Raw genomic sequence first — 21313 nt, forward strand, 5'->3', positions numbered from 1 at the left:
CAGAAGGTCGTCGTGAACCACGACATTCCCTTCCACCACATCCCGGTCACCAAGGCTAACAAGCCGGAAGCCGAAGCCCGGATCATGGATCTCGTCGAGCAGACCGGCACCGAACTCATCGTGCTTGCCCGCTACATGCAGATCCTGTCGGATCAGATGTGCCAGAAGATGTCCGGCAAGATCATCAACATCCACCACTCCTTCCTGCCGTCCTTCAAGGGTGCAAACCCCTACAAGCAGGCCTTCGAGCGTGGCGTGAAGCTGATCGGTGCGACCGCCCACTACGTCACCGCCGATCTTGACGAAGGTCCGATCATCGAGCAGGACGTCGCCCGCATCACTCATGCCCAGTCGGCGGAAGACTACGTCTCGATCGGCCGCGATGTTGAAAGCCAGGTGCTGGCCCGTGCAATCCACGCCCACATCCACCATCGCACCTTCATCAACGGCAACCGCACGGTGGTCTTCCCCGCAAGCCCGGGCTCTTACGCCTCCGAGCGCATGGGGTGAGCATGCTCCCAGCATAGGGCGATTGCAGCCTTACGTTGGGATAGACGCGCCTCTCGGCTCTGATAAGGTTCATCCATGATTTTCTTGGGGGAACGATCATGGCCGATTCGGCTCTTCTCCAGCGCACGGAACTGGCACGACCAAATGTGACGATTGAGGATGCCAAGGGTATCCTCAGCGACTATTTCGGCTTGAACGGCAGCCTGCGGGAACTGGGAAGCCAACAGGACCGCAACTTCCTGATCGATGCGGGCAACGAGCGCTTCGTGCTCAAGGTGACGCGAGCCGAATATCCGCGTCACGAACTGGAAGCGCAGAACCAGGCCATGGATCATCTGTTCTCCATGGACCTCGGACTTCGCGTCCCCGAACCGATCGCCGCGCTGACCGGCGAATATGTTTTGCGCTTCGAAATCGACGGCGAGCACTACTGGCTGCGGGTTCTGACCTTCCTTGATGGCGACCCCCTGACCCGCCAGAAATACCTGTCACCCGAAGTCGTCGCTGCTTTTGGCGACGTCGGTGCGAAGATTGCGATTGGCTTGAAGGAATTCCGTCATCACGGTCTTGATCGCACGCTGCAGTGGGATCTTCGCCGCGCAGGCCCGGTCGCCCTTCACCTCCTGAAATCGGTGAAGGATCAGAAGCAGCGGGACCGCATCGCAAAGGCGATGATCGTCGCAGTCAAACGAATCCAGCCGCTCGCCGCCGCCTTGCGGGTCCAGCCAATCCACCATGACATCACCGATGACAACATCGTTGCAAGACCGGATGCCAAGGGTCGACTGATGCCGGATGGCGTGATCGACTTCGGTGACGTGATGAACGGCTGGCTGGTCGCAGATCTGGCCGTGACCTGTGCCTCCCTGCTGCACCACGCCGACGGCGATCCCTTTTTCATCCTGCCTGCGATCCGCGCCTTCCATGCACGTTACCCCCTTGAAGAGGCAGAACTGAAGGCCCTTTGGCCGCTGGTCGTCGCCCGCGCCGGCATCCTCGTGGCGAGCAGCGAACAACAGCTCTCGATCGATCCGGACAATGACTACGTGCTCGGCAATATCGGCCACGAACGCGAAATCTTCGAGCTGGCGACGTCCGTCCCCTTCTCGTTGATGGAGGCCGCGATCCTCGATGCAGCCGGCCACGCACTGCCAGAACCGGACCTGAGCCAAGCATCGGCCCTGCTGCCGGAGATCGCGCCGGAACGGCTTCGCTTCACCGATCTCAGCGTGCTCAGCCCCGCACTCGTGGCCGACAACTGGGCCGACCCTGAGATCGACTGGAAGCTTCTCGCCCGCGCAGCGATCGAGACCGGCGTCGCGTCCACCCGATATGGCGAATGCCGACTGTCTTACACCAAGACCAGATCCGCACAGCCGCCAGCGACCTTTGCCCTTCATGTCGATGTCTGCCTCCCGGGCGGCACGCAAGCGGCCGCCCCGTTCGACGCGACGGTCCTGCGAGACGGTCACCATCTGATTCTGTCCTCACCGGACCTGTCCCTGCATCTCGACGGCATCGAAACGACCCTCGAAAACGGTGCGAAAATTGCAGCCGGCGATCCGATCGGCCATGTCGGCGGTGCACCCGGGGGCGTGGGCGGCCTGCGCATCCAGCTCTGCCGCGACCCTGACCTTGTCCCACCGCTCTTTGCCAAACCGCGGCAAAGCGAGGTTTGGCGGCGGATATGCCCCTCCCCGTCCCAGCTCCTTGGCATTGATGTCGATGCGCCCGCATCGGCAAGCGGAACGTTGCTTGCGCGCCGTAAGGCAACATTCGCTGGTGCTCAGAAGAATTATTATGCAAACCCGCCACAAATCGAGCGCGGCTGGCGCGAGCATCTGTTCGACGTCGAGGGTCGCGCCTATCTCGACATGGTCAATAACGTCACCATCCTCGGTCACGGCAATCCGAAGCTTGCAGAAGCCGTTGGCCGCCAATGGGCGCTCTTGAACACCAATTCACGCTTCCACTATGCAGCCGTCGCCGAATTTTCCGATCGCCTCGCAGCCCTCGCACCCGAAGGTCTCGACACCGTATTCCTGGTCAATTCCGGTTCTGAAGCCGTCGACCTCGCCATTCGTCTGGCTTGGGCTCATACCGGCTCGCGTCATATGCTCAGCCTGCTTGAGGCCTATCACGGCTGGACGGTGGCCAGCGACGCCGTCTCCACCTCGATCGCCGACAATCCTCGCGCACTGGAAACGAGGCCTGACTGGGTCCACCCTGTCCTTTCACCCAACACCTATCGTGGTCGCTTCCGCGGGGACGACACCACAGACGCCTATGTCGCGGCCGCGGCCGAGAAGCTCGCAACCATCGAGGAGAGCGGCGCCGGGCTCGCGGGCTTCATTGCCGAAAGCGTCTATGGCAATGCCGGCGGCATCCCGCTGCCGTCAGGCTACCTCTATCAGGTCTACGCCATGGTGCGCGAACGCGGCGGGCTCTGCATCGCGGACGAAGTGCAGGTAGGCTATGGTCGCCTTGGCCATCATTTCTGGGGTTTCGAGCAGCAGGGCGTCGTGCCTGACATTATCACGGTCGCCAAGGGCATGGGCAATGGCCAGCCCCTCGGCGCTGTGATCACGCGACGCGAGATCGCTGACAATCTGGAGAGGGAAGGATACTTCTTCTCTTCTTCCGGCGGTAGCCCGGTCAGTTGTGTCGTTGGAATGACGGTCCTCGACATCATGCAGGAAGAGGGTTTGCAGGACAATGCGCGCGCAGTCGGCGATCATTTGAAAGCCCGGCTCGAAGCACTCGGCGAGCGTTTTCCCCTGGTGGGCGCAGTTCATGGCATGGGTCTCTATCTCGGCCTCGAATTTGTCCTCGACCGCAACACACTCGAACCCGCAACCCGGGAAACGGCTTCCATCTGTGACCGGCTCCTGGAGCTTGGCGTGGTCATGCAGCCGACTGGCGATCACCTGAATGTGTTGAAAATCAAGCCGCCGCTCTGCCTGTCGCGTGACAGTGCGGACTTCTTCGTCGATATGCTCGAAAAAATACTGACTGAAGGATGGTGACCACTTCTCGCAGCTTGGAAAGTGGCGTGAGATGTGTCACCCCACGCCACCGATGACTTAAAGAACGTCTTTGCGCGATATGGCAAAGATCAAGTTTGGGTGTATTGAGACTGCGCTTTGCAGAAAGTTGCTCCCCTTCATGCGTCGGGGATCAAAGCCTTAAGGACATATGCATGCCCATTGCCTCGGGTTCGATCTCCGCCAACGCCCTGATTTTGGCAACCGCGCTCTTCATTTTCAAACAACTGGTCGCGGACTATTTCCTTCAGACCACTTGGATGGCCCTGGGCAAGGAAAAGCCCAAGGGGTGGCTTCCGCCGCTTGTCGCGCATGTGAGCGTGCATGCGGCTTGCACACTGACGATCTGCCTGACACTGAGCCCCGCCCTGTTCTGGCTCGCCCTCGTCGATTTTGTTATCCACGGCACCATCGACCGCAGCAAGTCATTGATGCAATTGAGGCTGCAGCTGTCGCCTAATCAGGGCAAATACTGGTGGCTGCTGGGATCCGACCAGACACTGCATCACCTCACGCATCTGGCCTTCGCCGTCGCGATTGCCTCAAGCGTCATGACACCAGCCCTTTGAATTTAAGAGGTTTTGGTAACTTCGCCGAGGATCCAGTCACGAAAAGCGACCAGCGGCGGATATGACGCCCGCTCCTTGGGACACGCCAGATAGTAACGCTGCTGGCTCGCCATTGGCTGATCTATTGCCGCCACGAGATTTCCCCGCTCCAGTTCGTCCCTGAACAGAAAAGTCGGCAACAGCGCGACCCCGAGCCCTCCGATCGCCGCTTGTGATACGGTCGCAAACTGGTCGAACAACATTCCATGGACACTGCCGAATGGCACTTCGGCATGAGTGAACCAGCGCTCCCACGCATCTGGGCGTGTGGTCAGATGCAGGAGTGGCACCGACAGGAGATCGCCAGGTTCTGCGATTCGGTGGGCTGCCTTGAAGGCTGGGCTGCAGGCCGGAACCGTCTCCTCCTGCATCAGGAACATTAGCTCCGCACCGGGCCAGACGGCATCGCCGAAATGAATGGCCGCATCAATGGAATCCAGCCGGAAATCAAATGGCGCGATCCGGGTCACGAGATTGATGGTGATACCGGGATTGAGAGCAAGGAAATGTCCCAGCCGCGGTGCGAGCCAGCGCGCACCGAAAGTTGGCAGGATGGCAAGATTGAGTGTGCCACCATGGGGATTGGCACGCAGATTAAGCGATGCGCTCGAAATTCGCCGAAGCGCCTCCCGGATCTCCCGCGCATAGCCATCACCGGCGACAGTCAGGCGGATGGTCTGCCGCTCCCGAAGGAAGAGTTCGACACCCAGCTGGCTCTCCAGCGCCTTGATCTGACGGCTGACCGCACTCTGGGTCAAATCAAGTTCGCGCGCGGCCGCCGTAATGCTGCCGGTGCGTGCCGCAGCCTCGAAGGCAGCCAGCAATGAAAGCGAGGGCAGGAAGCGGCGGGCGGGCAACATGGTCATACCCTCACGGAATGATCTCTTGAGAATTTATCGCTGGAATGGCGTAGAATGCTCTTCTAGGAATCGCAAGACTGTACCCAAGCGGAATGACATGCGGACATGCCGCAGATCGAACCGCACCGTCGCGGATGTGCTCCGCAATGGCCCTTTAACCTGCGGAACACACCATGCTCGATGATCCACGCTCTCACGGCCTTTGGGAAAAGACAGCACCCGCGGCTCCGGTAACAGCGGCTCTGCAGGGCGACCATGCGACAGACGTCGTAATTGTCGGTGGTGGCTATACGGGTCTGTCCGCCGCCCTGCATCTCGCGGAAGCCGGTACACGCGTGATCCTGCTTGAAGCGAAGGAAATCGGCTTTGGCGGAGCGGGCCGCAATGTCGGGCTGATCAACGCCGGCATGTGGGTCATGCCCGACGACCTGCCCGGCGAACTTGGTCCGGTTTACGGCGAGCGCCTGCTGGATCTGCTCGGCAACGGGCCGCAAACCGTTAAGGATCTCATCGACCGCCACGGCATTGAATGCGAACTGGAACGGGCCGGCACACTGCATTGCGCCGTCGGCACGTCCGGCCAGAAGGAAATCGAGGCACGTGCCGAACAGTGGCAGCGTCGCGGAGCACCAGTGGACCTGCTCGATGCAGCGGAGACCGAGGCCAAGATCGGGACGCGCACCTATGGGGGCAGCCTGCTCGATCGTCGCGCCGGCACGCTCCAACCGCTCGCCTATGTCCGTGGCCTTGCCCATGCGGCGGCGAAAGCCGGCGTCACCCTGCACACTTCGAGCCCAGTCGACGCCTATGGGAAGACGGCGGCCGGCTGGCGCGTGACGACGCCAGAGGGCAGCGTCACGGCACAGTGGATCGTCGTTGCCACGGACGCATACAGCGAAGGCCCGTTCAAGACCGTCCGCGAGGAACAGGTCCACCTTCCCTATTTCAATTTCGCCACGGCACCTTTGAGCGACAACTTGCAGAAGTCGATCCTTGCCGAACGGCAGGGCTGCTGGGACACGAAGGAAGTGCTGACCTCCTTCCGCATGGACAAGGCCGGACGCATGGTCTTCGGCAGCGTCGGCGCCCTGCGCGGCACGGGCCTTCCCATTCATCGGGCCTGGGCGCGCCGCGCCCTGAAATCGGTTTTCCCGCAGATCGGCGATATACCATTCGAATGCGAATGGTACGGCAAGATCGGCATGACCACCAACAACCTGCCGCGCTTCCATAAGTTCGCGCCCGGCGTCATCGGTTTCTCCGGTTATAACGGGCGTGGCATTGCCCCCGGCACTGTCTTCGGCAAAACGCTCGCCGCGCATATTCTGGGCCAGATTGCCGAGGACGCGCTGCCGCTACCGTTGACCGCACCGGAAGCCCCGCCCTTCCGCACGCTCAAGGAAGCATGGTACGAGACGGGCGCCCAGCTGGCACATCTGGCCGGCGCCCGGTTTTAAACAGACCAAAACCAGGAACACCTGACGGAAGGACCATCATGACCCTCGCCAATCTCAATTTTTCGGCGGAAACAGCAAAACTGATGGCAAGCTTCGGCGTCGATGCAACGACGCTTGTAGGCGGCACGCTGTCGGTCCGTTCGCCCATCAATGGCGAAACCATCGCAGCTGTCACGGAGATATCCGCCGGGGACACTACAAAGGCAATTGAGGCAGCGCATCAGGCATTCCTCGAATGGCGCCTCGTACCTGCCCCGCAGCGCGGCGAACTGATCCGCCTTCTCGGCGAGGAACTGCGCGCCGCAAAAACCGAACTCGGCCGTCTCGTGTCGATCGAAGTCGGCAAGATCACCTCCGAGGGGCTCGGGGAAGTTCAGGAAATGATCGACATCTGCGACTTCGCTGTCGGCCTGTCGCGCCAGCTTTACGGTCTCACCATCGCCACCGAACGCGCCGAACACCGGATGATGGAGACCTGGCACCCGCTTGGCGTTACCGGCATCATCTCGGCCTTCAACTTCCCCGTCGCCGTTTGGTCGTGGAATGCAGCACTTGCCATGGTCTGCGGCAATCCAACTGTCTGGAAGCCTTCGGAAAAGACCCCGCTGACCGCGATCGCCACCCAGGCCATCTTCGAGAAGGCGCTGAAGCGCTACAACGCGGCGGGCGGCAAAGCCCCGGCAAACCTCTCTACGCTCTTGATTGGCGGCCGCGACATTGGCGAGATCATGGTTGATCACCCGAAGGTGCCGCTGGTTTCGGCAACCGGCTCGACGGCCATGGGTCGCGCTGTCGGTCCGCGTGTCGCTGCCCGCTTCGGCCGTTCGATTCTCGAACTCGGCGGCAACAACGCCGCCATCGTCTGCCCGTCGGCCGACCTTGACCTCACCCTTCGCGGTGTTGCCTTCTCCGCCATGGGCACGGCCGGCCAGCGCTGCACGACCTTGCGCCGCCTCTTCGTGCACGAAAGCGTCTACGATACGCTGGTGCCGCGCCTGATCAAGGCTTACGCCTCGGTCACCATCGGCAATCCGCTGCAAAACGGCACTCTCATTGGTCCCCTGATCGACAAAGGCTCTTATGAGCGCATGCAATCGGCCCTGACTGCGGCCAAGTCTATGGGCGGCACCGTCCATGGCGGCGACCGCGTCCATGCCAGCGATGCAGCTGAGGCATTTTACGTGCGTCCAGCACTCGTGGAGATGCCCGCGCAGTCCGGCCCGGTCGTTGACGAGACCTTCGCGCCGATCCTCTACGTCATCAAATACAGCGACTTCGATGCCGCACTTGCCATGAATAACGACGTCCCGCAGGGGCTGTCCTCGTCGATTTTCACCAATGACATCCGCGAGGCCGAAGCCTTCGTATCCGATCGCGGTTCCGACTGCGGCATCGCCAATGTCAATATCGGCCCCTCGGGTGCTGAAATCGGTGGGGCCTTCGGCGGCGAAAAGGAAACTGGTGGTGGCCGTGAATCGGGTTCCGACAGCTGGAAGGCCTATATGCGCCGCCAGACCAATACAGTGAACTACGGCCGCACCCTGCCACTGGCGCAGGGCGTGAAGTTCGACATCGAATAAACTGCCAAGGGCCGGTGTTTTCCACCGGCCCTTTTTTCTTCGACAAAGGTCGGGCACGGATCGACTGTTCATCGACGCCCGTTTCCGCGACACTGGCCTGACCAGTCCAATTTGCGGAAAGCGACATGCAGTTCGACGACCAGTCCGCCACGATTGCCTTCCTATCGGACCCTGCCTCTTATACGGATGCAGAGGACGTCCAGGTTATCGAGACTCATATCTCGATCATCGCGCTCGCCGGGGATCGCGCCTACAAGCTCAAGCGTGCGGTAAAGCTGCCCTACGCCGATTTTTCGACCCTTGCCCTGCGCCTGAAATATTGCCGCGCTGAGGTCGAGTTAAACGGCCGGACCGCGCCGGAAATCTATCTTGGCGTGCGCTCCGTGATCCGGAGCAAGGACGGGACGCTGGCCTTCGCTGCCGATAACGCGGATGCCGATGTCATCGACTATGTCGTCGAGATGTCTCGCTTTTCGCAAGCCAAGCTGTTTGACAGGCTCGCCGAGCAGGGGCAGTTGAGCAAGCCGCTCATGGAAGAGACGGCCGAACGGATTGCCGACTTTCACCGCTCCGCCGAAATCCGCCACGAGGGAAGCGGCAGCGCCAATCTCGGCGCGGTGCTCGACATCAATGAAGCGGCCTTCGCATCGGCTACCATCTTTCCAGCGAGACGTATCGCGTCACTGAACGCAGCTTTCCGCGCCGCCTGGAGCGCCGAGAGTGATCGCCTCGACCGTCGCGAAATGGAAGACGCCGTCCGGCTCTGCCACGGCGACCTTCATCTGAGGAACCTGTTCCTCGGCCCCCACGGTCCCCGCATGTTCGACTGTATCGATTTCAACGAAAAGCTCGCAGTCTCCGATGTTTTGTATGATCTCGCTTTTCTGCTGATGGATCTCTGGCACCGCGATCTCCCGGATTTTGCCAACATCGTCGTCAACCGTTACCTGGACCGCATGAATGACGAGAGCGGATTTGCCGCCCTGCCGCTGTTCATGGCCGTGCGTGCCGCCATCCGCGCACATGTCTCGGCCACCCGGATTTCACAGGCGAACGACCAGACGGTAGCATTGCTGACGGAGGCAGAAGCCTATGTCGATCTCGCAGAACGCCTATTGCGGCCCCAGACATCGATTCTTATTGCAATCGGCGGCTTGAGTGGGTCGGGCAAGTCAACGCTTGCCGAAACCATGGCTCCGCGGATCGGCCAGGCTCCGGGCGCCAGACTGCTCGAAAGCGACAGGATCCGTCGATCCCTCCTCGCGATCCCACGCGGTATCGACATGCCGCCGGAGGCCTATCACCCTGATATGTCCGCCCGCGTCTATCAAAGCCTCTGTAACAAGGCGGACGCCATCGTGAGTACCGGCGCTTGCGCTGTGGTCAATGCGGTGTTCGATCGGGAAAGCGACAGGCACGCCATCGAAGACGTGGCGAAGCGCAACGCCGTTCCATTTGTGGGTCTGTGGCTGGATGTCGATACGCAGGTCCTCCGGAACCGCCTCGCAGCCCGTCCAAAAGCGGATTCGGATGCAACCGTCGAGATCCTCGACATGCAGATGCGGCGGGATCTGGGGCCCCTCGACTGGACCCATGTGCGCAACGATGCGACACCGGCCGAATTGCTCGCCCGGGTCCTCACTATGGTGCCCGCCTCGATCCGCCTCAACGGATATTGAAGCGAACCGGCGTGGTGATGGTCTTATTGACACCTGCAGGGGGTGCCGGAACCGGCGATGCCCGACGCACCATATCGAGAACCGCATTGTCGAGGGCCGTCGATCCCGACGAGCGCGACAGGGATACCGTCAAGACATTGCCGGAATCGTCGATCTTGAAACGAACATAGACAGTGCCCTCTTCGCGGTTACGACGCGCCTCTGGCGGGTACTTCTTCCGCCGCTCCAGATGCGATGCCAGCCGCGACTGCCATTTTGCCGGCGATACGCTGCTTCGGCCTGTGCTGTTGCTGGTCGCAGCAGCGGCATTCCGGTTGGACTGCGCGACCTGGGCTTCGGCCTTGCGAGCCGCCTGCGAAGCTTGCACCTGCGCCTGCGGCTTCTGCTTCTTCACCACCTGCTTTTTTACCGGATCGGGCTTCTTTTCCGGCGCCGGCTTCGGCCGCATCATCGGCACGGGCACCTCGACATTTTCGAGCTGCGCCATCACCAGTTCCTCGATCGGATCCATGGTCTCGACCGGCTCGGGAAGCGGCTCAGGCTCGATCGGCAACGGCTCGACGACGGGTTCCACAACCGGCTGGACGACTTCGGGTTCCGGTTCGGGTAACGGCTCTGGTGGCAGCGGTTCCGGCATGGGTTCCGGCGGAGGTTCGACAACCGGCTCGATGATCGGCTCGGCGGTTGCGGTCTTGACCTCCTCAGCATCGACCTCCTCGGTCGTCAACTCCGTTTCCTCGGTATTGACGGCCTCAGGCTCAGGCGCGAGTTCGATCATGATCGCCGGCGGCGGTCCACCATCGGCGATGGCGACGTCAGGTTCCTGCAACAGCAGCGCCACAGCACCGGCATGAAGGGCACCGATGATCACGAAGGCCGAAGTCCACAAGGCCCACTCACCGATCACACGGCCTGTCGAGCGGCGCTCGTCGAGCATGGTCATGGGGTGGGCTCCGTGGCAGAAGCAGGCTCCGCCGCACTCTGCGGCATGGGAAGTTGTTCCAGGCCCACAAGGGCGATCTTGAGATAGCCGGCATCGCGCAGCAGGTTCATGATCTCCATGAAGCTGCCATAGTCGACCGCCTTGTCGGCGCGCAGGAAGATCCGGGTCTCCTTGTTGGCCTGGGTCAAGCGATCCAGCGACGCACCAAGCTCCTCGCGCGCGACGGTGTCATTGCCAAGTGCAAGGCTCATATCGCCCTTGAGCGAAACATAAACCGGCTCATCCGGACGCTTGGCCGGCTGCGCGGTCGAGGCGGGCAGATCGATATTGACATCCACAGTCGACAACGGCGCTGCCACCATGAAGATGATCAAGAGCACCAGCATGACGTCGATGAATGGCGTCACATTGATTTCGTGGTTCTCGGATAGATCGTCGCCAGAACCGTTTTCGCGAATGCCGCCGGCCATGGTCTCACTCCGCCGCTTGTCTGACATCCTTGCCGCCCGTGGCGAGCAAGGCGCTCTTGCGATAGTCCAGATCGCGGCTCACCAGCCGTTCGATCCCCGCACCGGCATCGGCGAGTAGCTGCCGGTAGCCGGTCACAGACCGCGCAAAAACGTTGTAGATGATGACGGCCGGAATGGCCGCGACGAGACCAATTGCCGTCGCCAGCAGCGCTTCCGCAATACCGGGCGCAACGACAGCAAGGTTGGTCGTCTGCGTTTCGGCAATGCCGATGAACGAATTCATGATGCCCCAGACCGTGCCGAACAGGCCAACGAAGGGCGCAGTGGAGCCAATGCTGGCCAGGACTCCGGTGCCCTTGGACATCTGGCGGCCGGCACGAGCCTCGATCCTGCCAAGTGCCGAGGCGACGCGCTCCTTGACACCGTCACCACCGACGCGATCGATCGCGGCATCGGAAGACAGCATTTCATGCTGTGCGGCACGGACCATGGAGCCAACCACGCCCGGCCGGTTCTCCAGCACAGACAGCGCATCCTTCAAATGGCGCGCCTTGAGGATCGCCTTCAGTCCGCGATTGGCGCGAGCCCGTGCGCCGAAAAGCTGCAGCGATTTGGCGACCCAGACGGTCCAGGTCACGAGGGAGGCGAAAGCGAGCGAGAGCATGACCGACTTCACGATCCAGTCGGCGGCCATGAACATGCCTTCAGGCGACAGGTCATGCGGGATGGTGTCTGCGGCATCCGTTGCGGGTGCGGTGATAGGCGGCGCCGGTGTCGCGGGTGCTGCCGATTCCAGGTTCGATGTCGGCGACAAGGGCTCGGCCGGCGCGACCTGAACCTCAGCAGGAACAGTGCCCGCAGGCGCGACCGAAGAAGACGGAGCAGGTGTGCTGGTCGTGTTCGCAGACGCCTGAGGTGCGGCCGCTAGCGGAGCAGCCTCTACCGTTGCAGGCGACAGAACCGGAGACGGCTGGGTCACCGCAGGTGCTGCCTGCGTCGCGGCAGACGGCGTCGGTGCGTCAGCGGGGAAAGTGCTGGCCTGAGGCACAACGGGCTGTGGCGCAGCCGGCGTGCTGGACGCGTCTTGCGCCTGTACAGATGCTGCAAGCAGAACCGCAATAAGCGTAAAACCGATGCGTTTCGATGAAGGTCCCGAATGGATGAGCGACATTGGGAGCTCCTTATAAATTCGTGCTGAGAGTAAACCGCCAGCCTTGCTGGCCTTGCATCTCCCTTAATAAACTTGACCCAGAGTGACAAGTAATATCCGAATCTAACCAGACATTTTCACGAAGCTTTCAACCGCGCGCCCCTTCGGACGCCACTTTGGAGCTCTCGTAGAGACGCAACACGTCCGCCCGTCGGCAAAGCTCCGTGCCCGCAGTCATCACAGTTGCAGCGCCAGCAGCCTGTCCGAAACGGAAGGCGTCTGCCACGCTATGTCCTTCGGCAAGTGACCAGACCATGCCGGCAACGAAACTGTCTCCAGCACCGGTTGCCGAATTAACCGGCACGTCGATCGCCGCAAGCCGGACAATGCGATCAGCCGAAACGAGGATTGCACCATCGGCACCAAGCGTGACCGCGATATGCTCGGCAATTCCCTGCCGCACATAATCCTGAGCAACAGGACCAACCACATCATGCCCCAGTTTGCGGCCAACAAAACTCTCAAATTCGCCAAGACTGGGCTTGACTAGAAACACCCTCGCCTTGGTCAGAACTTCCGTGAGCGCGTCGCCAGACGTGTCGAGAATAAACTTCGCGCCTCTCGCTTCCGCGAATGCAGCGAGCCGGACATAGGTATCGCTGGATACCCCGCGTGGCAGGCTGCCGCTGGCCACGACATAATCCGCATCGCTCCTCCGCACGGCCTCCATCAGCGGCTCCAGTTCCACATCTGTAACGAGCGGTCCCTCGGGTACGAAGCGATATTCGAGCCCGGTCGAGCTCTCGCGAACCGCATAGGCAACGCGGACCGGATCATGGATTGGAAAGGGACGCTCGACAATCGGCAAGGGCCGCAGCATGGCCTGAAGCAACTCGCCGGTGGCACCACCGGACATGAACATCAACTCGCACTCAGCCCCAAGCTCCGCCAGCACGCGCGCGACATTGACGCCACCTCCCCCGGGAAACTGTTGCTGGTTATGGGTCCGGGTCTTGTGCGTATGACGCACCACCTCGGCTTCACTGGAAATATCGATGGCGGGATTGAGAGCGATGGTGAGAATTTTCTTCATCAAACGACCATTCTGCTAGACAGCGACAAACGTATTGAGAGCTAAAGCCAGTGGAACAAGCGTATCAAACAGGCTCGGAACCGAAAGGGCGTGGCTGATCCGACCCTGAAAGATGCCCACCTGTCCCTGAAACCAACCTATGCCAGAGATGGTCTAACGGCATTGTGTTTCGACAAAGAGACACTATTTTTCGCTGAACAGTTCGAGGAAAGACCAACATGTATACCGGCATCGTCCAGACCGTCGCGCCCGTCACCGAAGTTGCCCGCCATGACGGCTACACCACCTTTGCTATCGATCTGCCGGAAACCCTGCTCGATGATCTGAAGCTCGGTGCCAGCGTTTCGGTCGAGGGTGTCTGCCTGTCCGTGACATCGATGGCTGGCTCGACGGTCACCTTTGACGCCATGGACGCCACGCTTGATCGCACAAACCTGGGACGTCTCAAGGGCGGCAGCACTGTCAACATCGAGCGCTCGGCCAAGCCGACGGATGAAAACGGCGGCCATAACATTGCGGGCCACATCGCAACGACGGCAGAGATCGTTGCAGCCAAGTTCGAAATGCCGGGCGCCTTCATCCGGTTCAAGATGCCGGAAGAATGGTCGAAATACGTGTTCAAGCGTGGATATCTGGCCGTGAACGGTGCGAGCCTCACCGTGGCAGAAGCGGAAGGGGACGAGTTCACCATCAACCTCATTCCGGAAACTTTGCGCCAGACGACGTTTGCCGACTATGCGGTCGGCGACGCAATCAACATTGAGGTCGATCACCAGACCATGGTGATGGTCGACGTGGTTGAACGCACACTCGAGCGCCTGATGGCGAAACGCAGCTGACCCTTAGTGATGCCTTGCACTGCCAAAGCCATTCTGACCGGGCGATAGAGCGTTGACGACCTTGCTGTAATCGGCGGGTTTCGCCGTGCACAATTCGCGCGGAATGCCGTTGTCGGCGATCTCCTGGAACGTGGACCCCGAAACGACGCGGAAGGGAATTCCACGGACACGAAGTTTCTGAACAACAGGCGTGATCATGCCGTCCCGCACCTGAAAATCAAGAATGGCAGCCGAGACATGTTCGGTGTCGAGGATAATCAGCGCTTCCTCGACGCTCTCTGCGGTAATGACATTCACGCCGGCTCGTTCAGCGGCATCGGCTGCATCCATCGAGATGAAAAGATCGTCCTCAACGATGAGGATCGTGTCGATCGCAAGTGCTTTCTCAGTCCGCATGACAAATCTCCTTTGGCTGCTCAACGCCCGAGAGCGGACTTAGTTCGACTTTGCCTAAAATACAAAATATCATGGTAAACAGTGCGTTAACCGTATGAGAGATGGAACATTGCGCCCCATGCGACCCGCATGCCCCGGAATGCCTCTCCCGCACAATGCACACGATGGAACAACCCGCCATCCGTAGCGTTTCGTGCACACCAACAGCCAAGGAGGCCACCATGCAAATCATCGGGACAGAAGTGACCGAGACGTCGGGCACAGCAACCATCGTGGAATTTCGCGGGGATGGCGGTGAACGCATCGCCGTCACCATGGCGCAGGGCGAAGATCGGCTTGCCAGTGAGGACGCCGTGGCGAAAGCGCAGGTGATGCTCCTCCAGGCCGCGAGCTTTGGTACCTCGGCAGATCCGACCAATACGGAGTCTAGCGATGCCGTCGACAGCCTGCGTCAGGAGCAAGCGGATCAGGACAGCAGGAAAAGCGATCTGCAGGAAGGCCTCGAAGACACCTTCCCGGCCAGCGACCCGGTCTCTGCAACCTACACCTCGACGCCTGGCTCTGATCAGCGCCACTAACTAGGACGATCGGGAGGAAAATGAGCGAGGAAATGTCCCACTTCAGCGCCGGAACCCATCTGGCGCTGACATCCATCGTGTTGCGGCTTCTGCTTGCCATGGCTTGCGGCAGCGCAATCGGTTTCGAACGAGAGTGGCGTAGCCACGCGGCAGGGCTGCGGACGCATATCCTCGTGTGTCTGTCGGCTGCGATCGTCGCCATTCTCACCATCGAGATCGCCCATCACGAAGCCTTCACCCGCAGCGAAGTACGCCTCGACCCCATTCGCCTGATCGAAGCGGTCACTGCTGGCGTTGCCTTCCTGGCGGCCGGCATGATCGTCTTCACGAAAGGACAGGTCCGCGGCCTGACAACTGGAGCGGGCCTTTGGTTTGCCGGATCCATTGGCCTTGCCTGCGGCCTCGGATTTTGGACAATCGCGCTTATCGCGACCGGATTCGCGTTGACGGTTCTCTGGATCCTACGGGGACTGGAAGGCAAGCTCTCGGGGAATGATGAGGGCTGAAAGCCCTCACCGCAATAAGCTCTGTCCTCCGTCGATCCACAGTGGGCTGCCAGTCACATGGCTCGCTGCATCGGAAGCCAGAAACGCGATAGCCTCGGCGACCGCTTCGACGGAACCCGGCTCGCCGTCTGTCAGAGGGATATCGCCATGCGGGAACTCCACCGGCTCTTCGGCGCCGGCACGGTTTCGCACCGCCGTATTGTCTTCGATCTTCGTTTGGATCGCACCCGGGCACACTGCATTGATCCGGATCCGATGCTTGGCAAGCTCCACAGCCAGTTGCTGCACCATGGCAAGCTGCGCTGCTTTCGTGGCCGAATAGGCAGATGCTCCCGGCGTCGTGAATGTCCGGGTCCCATTGATCGAGGAGACGACGACGATAGCGCCTCCGTTCTCTTTCATCTGCCCAACGCCGAAATGCAGGGTCAGATAAGTGCCACGTAAATTGATCGCGACGGTCTGATCGAATTCGTCCGGCATCAATTCATCGATCGGAGCCCATGTTCCATTGATCCCCGCATTGGCAACAAGGATATCAAGGCCACCTGTCTGCGCGACGAAGCCTTCGAAAGCAGCCTGCATTTCGTCTGCGCGGCTGACATCGGCAATCAGAACCATGCCGTCACCACCCAGGGCCCGGATCTCTTCCAATGTCTCCTGAAGTTCGCTTTCCGTCCGCCCAAGCAAGCCGACAAAGGCTCCCTCCGCTGCCAAGCGGAGAGCGGCACCCTTGCCGATCCCGGAGCCTGCCCCGGTAACCAAGGCCTTTCGACCGTCAAAGTCGGATCGCGTCATGCCCTGTCTCCAACATGCTCAGGCTTGCCCTTGCGCTTGGTCGAAGCAAGCGCCTCCAGCTCTGCCTCGCTCATGGTTTTCTCCATGCTCCGCGACGCTCCTTTGAGCTTTCCTTTCGGAACCTCGCCGCGCTTGGCGGACAGAGCCGCCCCCGCCGCCTTTTGTTGCGCCTTTGACTTCGCCTTTGCCGGCATGACAGCCCTCCTGTCTGGTCTGATGATCAGACGAAAACCGGGCATGCCCAGGAAAGTTCCGGGCGCCGATATGGAACAAAGCAGGCAACCATGGATTACACAGCGCAACTCCATCTCCAGAGGTATCCATGGACATGACCCTTAAGCTCCACCCGGTCGAGGCAGGGCAATGGCATAAGCTTGGCGCGCACTATGATGGTGAAGGCACCAATTTCGCGCTCTTCTCGGCCCATGCCGAACGAGTGGAACTATGCCTGTTTGACGACACCGGCACGATCGAGACCGCCCGCATCGAACTTCCCGAATTCACCAATGAAGTCTGGCACGCCTACCTCCCCGGCATCGGCCCGGGCCAGCTCTACGGCTATAGGGTTCACGGTCCCTATGACCCCGCCAACGGCCATCGCTTTAACCCGAACAAACTCCTTCTCGACCCTTACGCGCGCGAAATCCTCGGAGATTTCCAGTGGTCGAACGCCCATTTCGGCTACGACCTCGACAGCGAGGAGAAGGATCTTTCCTTCAACGATCTCGACAGTGCGCCCGTCACGCCGAAATGCCGCGTCGTCGACACAGCCATAAACCGGCAGACCAACCGCTTTAAGGGTACTGCCTGGCCGGATGCGATCGTCTACGAAACGCATGTAAAGGGCTTTACCAAGCTCAATCCCGCGATCCCCGAGGATCTGCGCGGCACGTTCGAGGGCCTGGGACACAAGGCCGCCGTCGACTACGTCAAAAGCCTGGGCATCACCTCAATCGAACTTCTCCCCGTCCATGCCTTTCCCGATGATAGCCATCTCGTCGACAAGGGGCTGAAGAATTACTGGGGCTACAATTCGATTGGCTTCTTCGCCCCGGCAAGCCGCTATTACGGCCCCAAGGGACTGACCGGTTTCCGCGATATGGTACGCGCCTTTCATGATGCAGGCATCGAGGTGATCCTGGATGTGGTCTACAATCACACCGCCGAAGGAAACGAACTGGGGCCGACGCTGTCTCTAAAGGGCATCGATAACTTTTCCTACTACCGGACCCTTCCCGACAATCACCGCTATTACATCAACGACACCGGCACCGGGAACACGGTGAACACCTCTCATCCGCGCGTGCTGCAAATGGTCATGGACAGTCTGCGCTACTGGGCCGAGGAGATGGACGTCGACGGCTTCCGCTTTGACCTTGGCACGATCCTCGGGCGCGAGCCGGAAGGCTTCGACCAGCGCGGCGGCTTTTTCGATGCCGTCACCCAGGACCCGGTCCTGTCCAAGGTCAAGCTGATCGGCGAACCCTGGGATATCGGCCCCGGCGGGTATCAGGTCGGCGGCTTCCCGCCGGGTTGGGCAGAATGGAATGACAAATATCGGGATTCCACCCGTGACTATTGGTTGAACGGTGACAATTGCGCGCCGGATTTTGCCGCCCGCCTGCTCGGCTCTGGCGACATTTACGACCAGCGGGGACGCCGCCCCTGGGCCAGCGTCAACTTCATCACTGCTCATGACGGCTTCACGCTGAACGACCTCGTCAGCTACGACCAGAAGCACAATGACGCCAATGGCGAAGACAACAACGATGGTCACAACGACAATCGCAGCCATAACTACGGCCACGAAGGACCAACAGACGACGAAGGCATCAACGCGCTGCGCGAACGCCAAAAGCGCAACTTCCTCGCCACGCTGTTCTTCTCGCATGGCACGCCGATGCTTTTGGCGGGGGACGAATTTGGTCGCTCGCAGATGGGCAACAATAACGGCTATTGCCAGGACAGCGAGATCAGCTGGCTGCACTGGGAAAACCTCCCCGCCACCTGCGAGGATCTGCGGGCATTCACCACGCGACTGATCACCCTCCGGCGGGACCAACCCTTGCTGCGCCGCTCCAGCTGGCGCGACGGCACGATCATCGATTGGTACAATCTGCATGGTGGAGCGCAGCGCCCCGAACATTGGCTGGATGGTAATCCGCTAGCCCTGAAGCTTAGGCGCGAGGATCTTGAAGGCACCGACGGTGTGTGGCCGGAAGTCATGCTGATGTTCAATCCTGTCGATGAAGACATCGACTTCGTCATGCCCAAGACAGGCAGCGGTGATTGGATCCTGGAACTCACGACGTCGGACGTAGAGCGCGCCGGAGACACCGTGAGCGAGGCCGCACCTTTCCACATGCAGGCACGCTCGCTTGCCCTGTTCAGGCGGCGCTGACCTTATTCAGCACTCCTAAACAGGCATCATGATCTCGAAATCAAACAACTGTCCGGCGATGGAAATGCGGCGGGCAGATATCGTTACGCGAATTCTGTCCCCGCTCGCCGTGATAACATCGGCATGCTCGCCGACATAGCCACCTTCCCGATCCAGGAGATCAAGCCGCCGCCCGCGCGCCTCGCCGTCCGTGACGATGCCCGTTGACAGCATTTCACTTCCCTGGATTTCCTCCCAGGTCCTGCCGACGAGGTCGAGGTAGGCCTGATTGACACGAATATAGCGCGACCGCGTTCCTCCGAGGGTCGAGACGCAGAGTGCACCCACGGATAAATCAAACATGGCCTGCACAATGGGACCGGACATGGCGGCAACAACTGCCTGATCGAGACTTTCCCGCGAAAAATAGCTGTTATCCTCGGAAGAGCTGAGCTCATGGTCGGCAGGCAAAGCCAACTCGTCGCGTAGAACTGAAACGACACCCCATAGATCAAGCCGTGACCAGACGGGCTTTTGCTCGGTGCGGACAGCATCCAGGGTCAGAGGCAGGCTTTTCGCCAGCGCCTCGCGGCCACAAGCACCGCCCTCGCCAGTGGATGAGAGTTCCATCTCACCGATGATCGAGAGAGCAAGCCCGCGGACGATGGAAAACGCCTCCTCAAGCGTTGCACGCCTTTCTGCCTCGATCGCAACGACATCGTCAGTATTCGATGAGCCTCCCAGGCGCGGCAGATTTTCAATGATTTGCCAAACCTTCTCGAGCTCCGGCCGCGCCTCGACCGAAGCGGCGCCGCGAGGGCCATAGGCGAGCAGCGCAAGAATAACATCCGAACCCAAGGCATCCACATCCGCGGCCTCAATCTGCCCATCGGATCCGCGCCGTGCCGCGGTCATCTTGCGCGGACCACCGTCCTCGTTGAAATGGATCGTGACCTCGTGAATCGCATCGGGAAAGACAAGCCACGGATGCTCAGTTCGGAAGGCCGACAACGTAGATTGATCTAGAACGATGACGTCATGCATGCTTGCTCTCCCGGAATCCGCGACACCGGAGAGGGCACACGCCTTTCTACGGCCAAACGGAGTGGTTGTGCTGCCAATCTCTCGACGGCGCAAGCCAAGCCTTGCCGATATAGCATCAACTATCCAGACCTATCGCAAACTTGCGACAGTTCGGACGAAAAAAGTCAGCACAGGGCTTTAAAAGAACGCCTGAATACCAGTCTGGGCACGCCCGAGGATGAGGGCGTGAACATCATGAGTACCCTCATAGGTGTTAACCGTCTCAAGATTCTGCGCGTGCCGCATCACATGATACTCGATTTGGATGCCGTTGCCGCCATGCATGTCACGCGACATCCGGGCGACATCTAGCGCTTTTCCGCAATTGTTGCGCTTGACCAGCGAGATCATTTCCGGCGCGAACTGATGTTCATCCATCAGACGACCGACCCGCAAAGAGCCAAGGAGGCCGAGAGCGATGTCCGTCTGCATGTCGGCGAGCTTCTTCTGGAAAAGCTGCGTGCCCGCCAGCGGCTTGCCGAACTGCTTGCGGTCAAGACCATACTGGCGCGCACGGTGCCAGCAGTCTTCCGCCGCACCCATAACACCCCATGAAATGCCGTAGCGCGCACGATTGAGGCAGCCGAACGGTCCCTTAAGACCCGAGACATTCGGAAGCAGCGCGTCCTCCCCGACCTCGACGCCATCCATGACAATCTCGCCGGTGACAGACGCACGCAGAGAAAGCTTCCCGCCAATCTTGGGAGCGGACAGACCCTTCATGCCCTTTTCCAGCACGAAGCCCCGGATCTCGCCGCCATGCGCTTCCGACTTTGCCCAGACGACAAAGACGTCAGCGATCGGCGCATTCGAGATCCACATCTTGGATCCCTTCAGGCGGTAACCGCCCTCGATCTTTTCCGCACGCGTCTTCATGCCACCCGGATCGGAACCCGCATCAGGCTCGGTCAGCCCGAAGCAGCCGATCAGCTCCCCGGAAACGAGCCCTGGCAGATACTTATCCTTCTGCTCTTCAGAGCCGTAGGCATAGATCGGATAGATCACCAGCGACGACTGGACGCTCATCATCGAGCGATAACCGGAATCGACCCGTTCAATCTCTCGCGCCACAAGTCCGTAGGACACATAGTTGGCACCGGCCGCGCCATACTTCTCTGGCAGGGTCACACCGAGAAGACCGGCCTGCCCCATCAATCGGAACAGTTCAGGCTCGACCGTTTCGCCGAGATAGGCGTCGCTGATACGTGGCGCGAGTTCAGTCCTTGCAAAGGCGGCGGCCGCATCCTGGATCATCCGCTCGTCTTCGCTGAGAGCCTCGGACATCAGGAAAGGATCACTCCAGGAAAAGGGTCGCATCTCGCTCATCGGTCTCATCCTTTGT

General features: G+C 60.4%; 20 protein-coding genes. 10 read left to right on the top strand and 10 right to left on the bottom strand.

Annotation, left to right across the window (positions count from 1 at the left end; all coding sequences use genetic code 11):
• From IP76_RS13660 to IP76_RS13670, 3 genes are all read left to right on the top strand, one after another.
• Window positions 1-510 (top strand): formyltetrahydrofolate deformylase (locus IP76_RS13660; RefSeq protein WP_156318574.1); only part of this gene is annotated, 510 nt, incomplete at its 5' end.
• A gap of 98 nt (window positions 511-608) precedes the next feature.
• A complete protein-coding gene (locus tag IP76_RS13665) occupies window positions 609-3536 on the top strand; it encodes an aminotransferase (protein WP_054158789.1) in 2928 nt (975 codons plus the stop codon).
• Between the two features lie 173 nt (window positions 3537-3709).
• Window positions 3710-4123, top strand: coding sequence for a DUF3307 domain-containing protein (locus tag IP76_RS13670; RefSeq protein ID WP_054158790.1), 414 nt, complete (start codon window positions 3710-3712; stop codon window positions 4121-4123).
• A gap of 2 nt (window positions 4124-4125) precedes the next feature.
• Here the strand turns inward: IP76_RS13670 and IP76_RS13675 are convergent, their stop codons facing one another.
• Window positions 4126-5028 (bottom strand): LysR family transcriptional regulator, encoded by a 903-nt coding sequence (locus tag IP76_RS13675; protein ID WP_197278345.1) that lies wholly within the window; start codon window positions 5026-5028, stop codon window positions 4126-4128.
• A 167-nt stretch (window positions 5029-5195) separates the two neighbouring features.
• Between IP76_RS13675 and IP76_RS13680 the strand changes: the two genes are divergently transcribed.
• The 3 genes from IP76_RS13680 to IP76_RS13690 all read left to right on the top strand — a co-directional run bounded on the left by IP76_RS13680 (window position 5196) and on the right by IP76_RS13690 (window position 9738).
• A complete protein-coding gene (locus IP76_RS13680) occupies window positions 5196-6479 on the top strand; it encodes an FAD-binding oxidoreductase (RefSeq protein ID WP_054158791.1) in 1284 nt (427 codons plus the stop codon).
• Between the two features lie 38 nt (window positions 6480-6517).
• The gene (locus IP76_RS13685; RefSeq protein ID WP_054158792.1) at window positions 6518-8059 is read left to right on the top strand and encodes an aldehyde dehydrogenase family protein; all 1542 of its coding nucleotides are present in this window, start codon (window positions 6518-6520) and stop codon (window positions 8057-8059) included.
• A gap of 125 nt (window positions 8060-8184) precedes the next feature.
• Window positions 8185-9738: a bifunctional aminoglycoside phosphotransferase/ATP-binding protein gene (locus IP76_RS13690; protein ID WP_054158793.1), complete on the top strand. Its 1554-nt coding sequence runs from the start codon at window positions 8185-8187 to the stop codon at window positions 9736-9738.
• On the opposite strand, the gene IP76_RS13695 is transcribed toward IP76_RS13690, so the two are convergent.
• The 4 genes from IP76_RS13695 to IP76_RS13710 all read right to left on the bottom strand — a co-directional run bounded on the left by IP76_RS13695 (window position 9725) and on the right by IP76_RS13710 (window position 13394).
• Window positions 9725-10681 (bottom strand): energy transducer TonB, encoded by a 957-nt coding sequence (locus IP76_RS13695; RefSeq protein WP_054158794.1) that lies wholly within the window; start codon window positions 10679-10681, stop codon window positions 9725-9727. The genes IP76_RS13690 and IP76_RS13695 overlap by 14 nt on opposite strands.
• Window positions 10678-11151 (bottom strand): TonB system transport protein ExbD, encoded by a 474-nt coding sequence (gene exbD / locus IP76_RS13700; RefSeq protein WP_054158795.1) that lies wholly within the window; start codon window positions 11149-11151, stop codon window positions 10678-10680. The genes IP76_RS13695 and exbD overlap by 4 nt, the downstream gene beginning before the upstream one ends.
• Window positions 11152-11155: 4 nt before the next feature.
• On the bottom strand, window positions 11156-12322 hold the full coding sequence (exbB, locus tag IP76_RS13705; RefSeq protein WP_054158796.1) for a tonB-system energizer ExbB: 1167 nt from the start codon (window positions 12320-12322) through the stop codon (window positions 11156-11158).
• Window positions 12323-12449: 127 nt separating this feature from the next.
• Window positions 12450-13394 carry a 1-phosphofructokinase family hexose kinase gene (locus IP76_RS13710; protein WP_054158797.1) on the bottom strand — a complete coding sequence of 315 codons (945 nt, stop codon included), beginning with the start codon at window positions 13392-13394 and terminating at the stop codon, window positions 12450-12452.
• A 218-nt stretch (window positions 13395-13612) separates the two neighbouring features.
• Here IP76_RS13710 and IP76_RS13715 point away from each other — a divergent pair, with 218 nt between their 5' ends.
• A complete protein-coding gene (locus tag IP76_RS13715) occupies window positions 13613-14233 on the top strand; it encodes a riboflavin synthase (RefSeq protein ID WP_054158798.1) in 621 nt (206 codons plus the stop codon).
• A gap of 3 nt (window positions 14234-14236) precedes the next feature.
• Here IP76_RS13715 and IP76_RS13720 read toward each other — a convergent pair whose 3' ends face one another.
• A complete protein-coding gene (locus IP76_RS13720; protein ID WP_054158799.1) occupies window positions 14237-14629 on the bottom strand; it encodes a response regulator in 393 nt (130 codons plus the stop codon).
• A 221-nt stretch (window positions 14630-14850) separates the two neighbouring features.
• Here IP76_RS13720 and IP76_RS13725 point away from each other — a divergent pair, with 221 nt between their 5' ends.
• Both IP76_RS13725 and IP76_RS13730 read left to right on the top strand, forming a co-directional pair.
• Window positions 14851-15207, top strand: a complete 357-nt coding sequence (locus tag IP76_RS13725) for a hypothetical protein (protein WP_054158800.1) — start codon at window positions 14851-14853, stop codon at window positions 15205-15207.
• A 32-nt stretch (window positions 15208-15239) separates the two neighbouring features.
• On the top strand, window positions 15240-15713 hold the full coding sequence (locus IP76_RS13730) for an MgtC/SapB family protein (RefSeq protein WP_245281464.1): 474 nt from the start codon (window positions 15240-15242) through the stop codon (window positions 15711-15713).
• Between the two features lie 6 nt (window positions 15714-15719).
• Here IP76_RS13730 and IP76_RS13735 read toward each other — a convergent pair whose 3' ends face one another.
• Together IP76_RS13735 and IP76_RS13740 are read right to left on the bottom strand one after the other, a co-directional pair.
• The gene (locus tag IP76_RS13735) at window positions 15720-16508 is read right to left on the bottom strand and encodes an SDR family NAD(P)-dependent oxidoreductase (RefSeq protein ID WP_054158802.1); all 789 of its coding nucleotides are present in this window, start codon (window positions 16506-16508) and stop codon (window positions 15720-15722) included.
• Complete coding sequence (locus IP76_RS13740) at window positions 16505-16702, bottom strand: DUF3008 family protein (RefSeq protein ID WP_054158803.1); 198 nt, start codon at window positions 16700-16702, stop codon at window positions 16505-16507. Before IP76_RS13740 ends, IP76_RS13735 begins: the two co-directional genes overlap by 4 nt.
• A 128-nt stretch (window positions 16703-16830) precedes the next feature.
• Between IP76_RS13740 and glgX the strand changes: the two genes are divergently transcribed.
• Window positions 16831-18909 carry a glycogen debranching protein GlgX gene (gene glgX / locus IP76_RS13745; protein ID WP_245281465.1) on the top strand — a complete coding sequence of 693 codons (2079 nt, stop codon included), beginning with the start codon at window positions 16831-16833 and terminating at the stop codon, window positions 18907-18909.
• Window positions 18910-18924: 15 nt separating this feature from the next.
• Here the strand turns inward: glgX and IP76_RS13750 are convergent, their stop codons facing one another.
• A complete protein-coding gene (locus tag IP76_RS13750) occupies window positions 18925-19932 on the bottom strand; it encodes a hypothetical protein (RefSeq protein ID WP_054158804.1) in 1008 nt (335 codons plus the stop codon).
• 177 nt (window positions 19933-20109) lie between these two features.
• Window positions 20110-21297, bottom strand: a complete 1188-nt coding sequence (locus IP76_RS13755) for an acyl-CoA dehydrogenase (RefSeq protein ID WP_054158805.1) — start codon at window positions 21295-21297, stop codon at window positions 20110-20112.
• Window positions 21298-21313 lie beyond the last annotated feature (16 nt).

The organism is Rhizobium sp. AAP43, from assembly GCF_001296045.1.
Lineage (GTDB): Bacteria > Pseudomonadota > Alphaproteobacteria > Rhizobiales > Rhizobiaceae > Allorhizobium.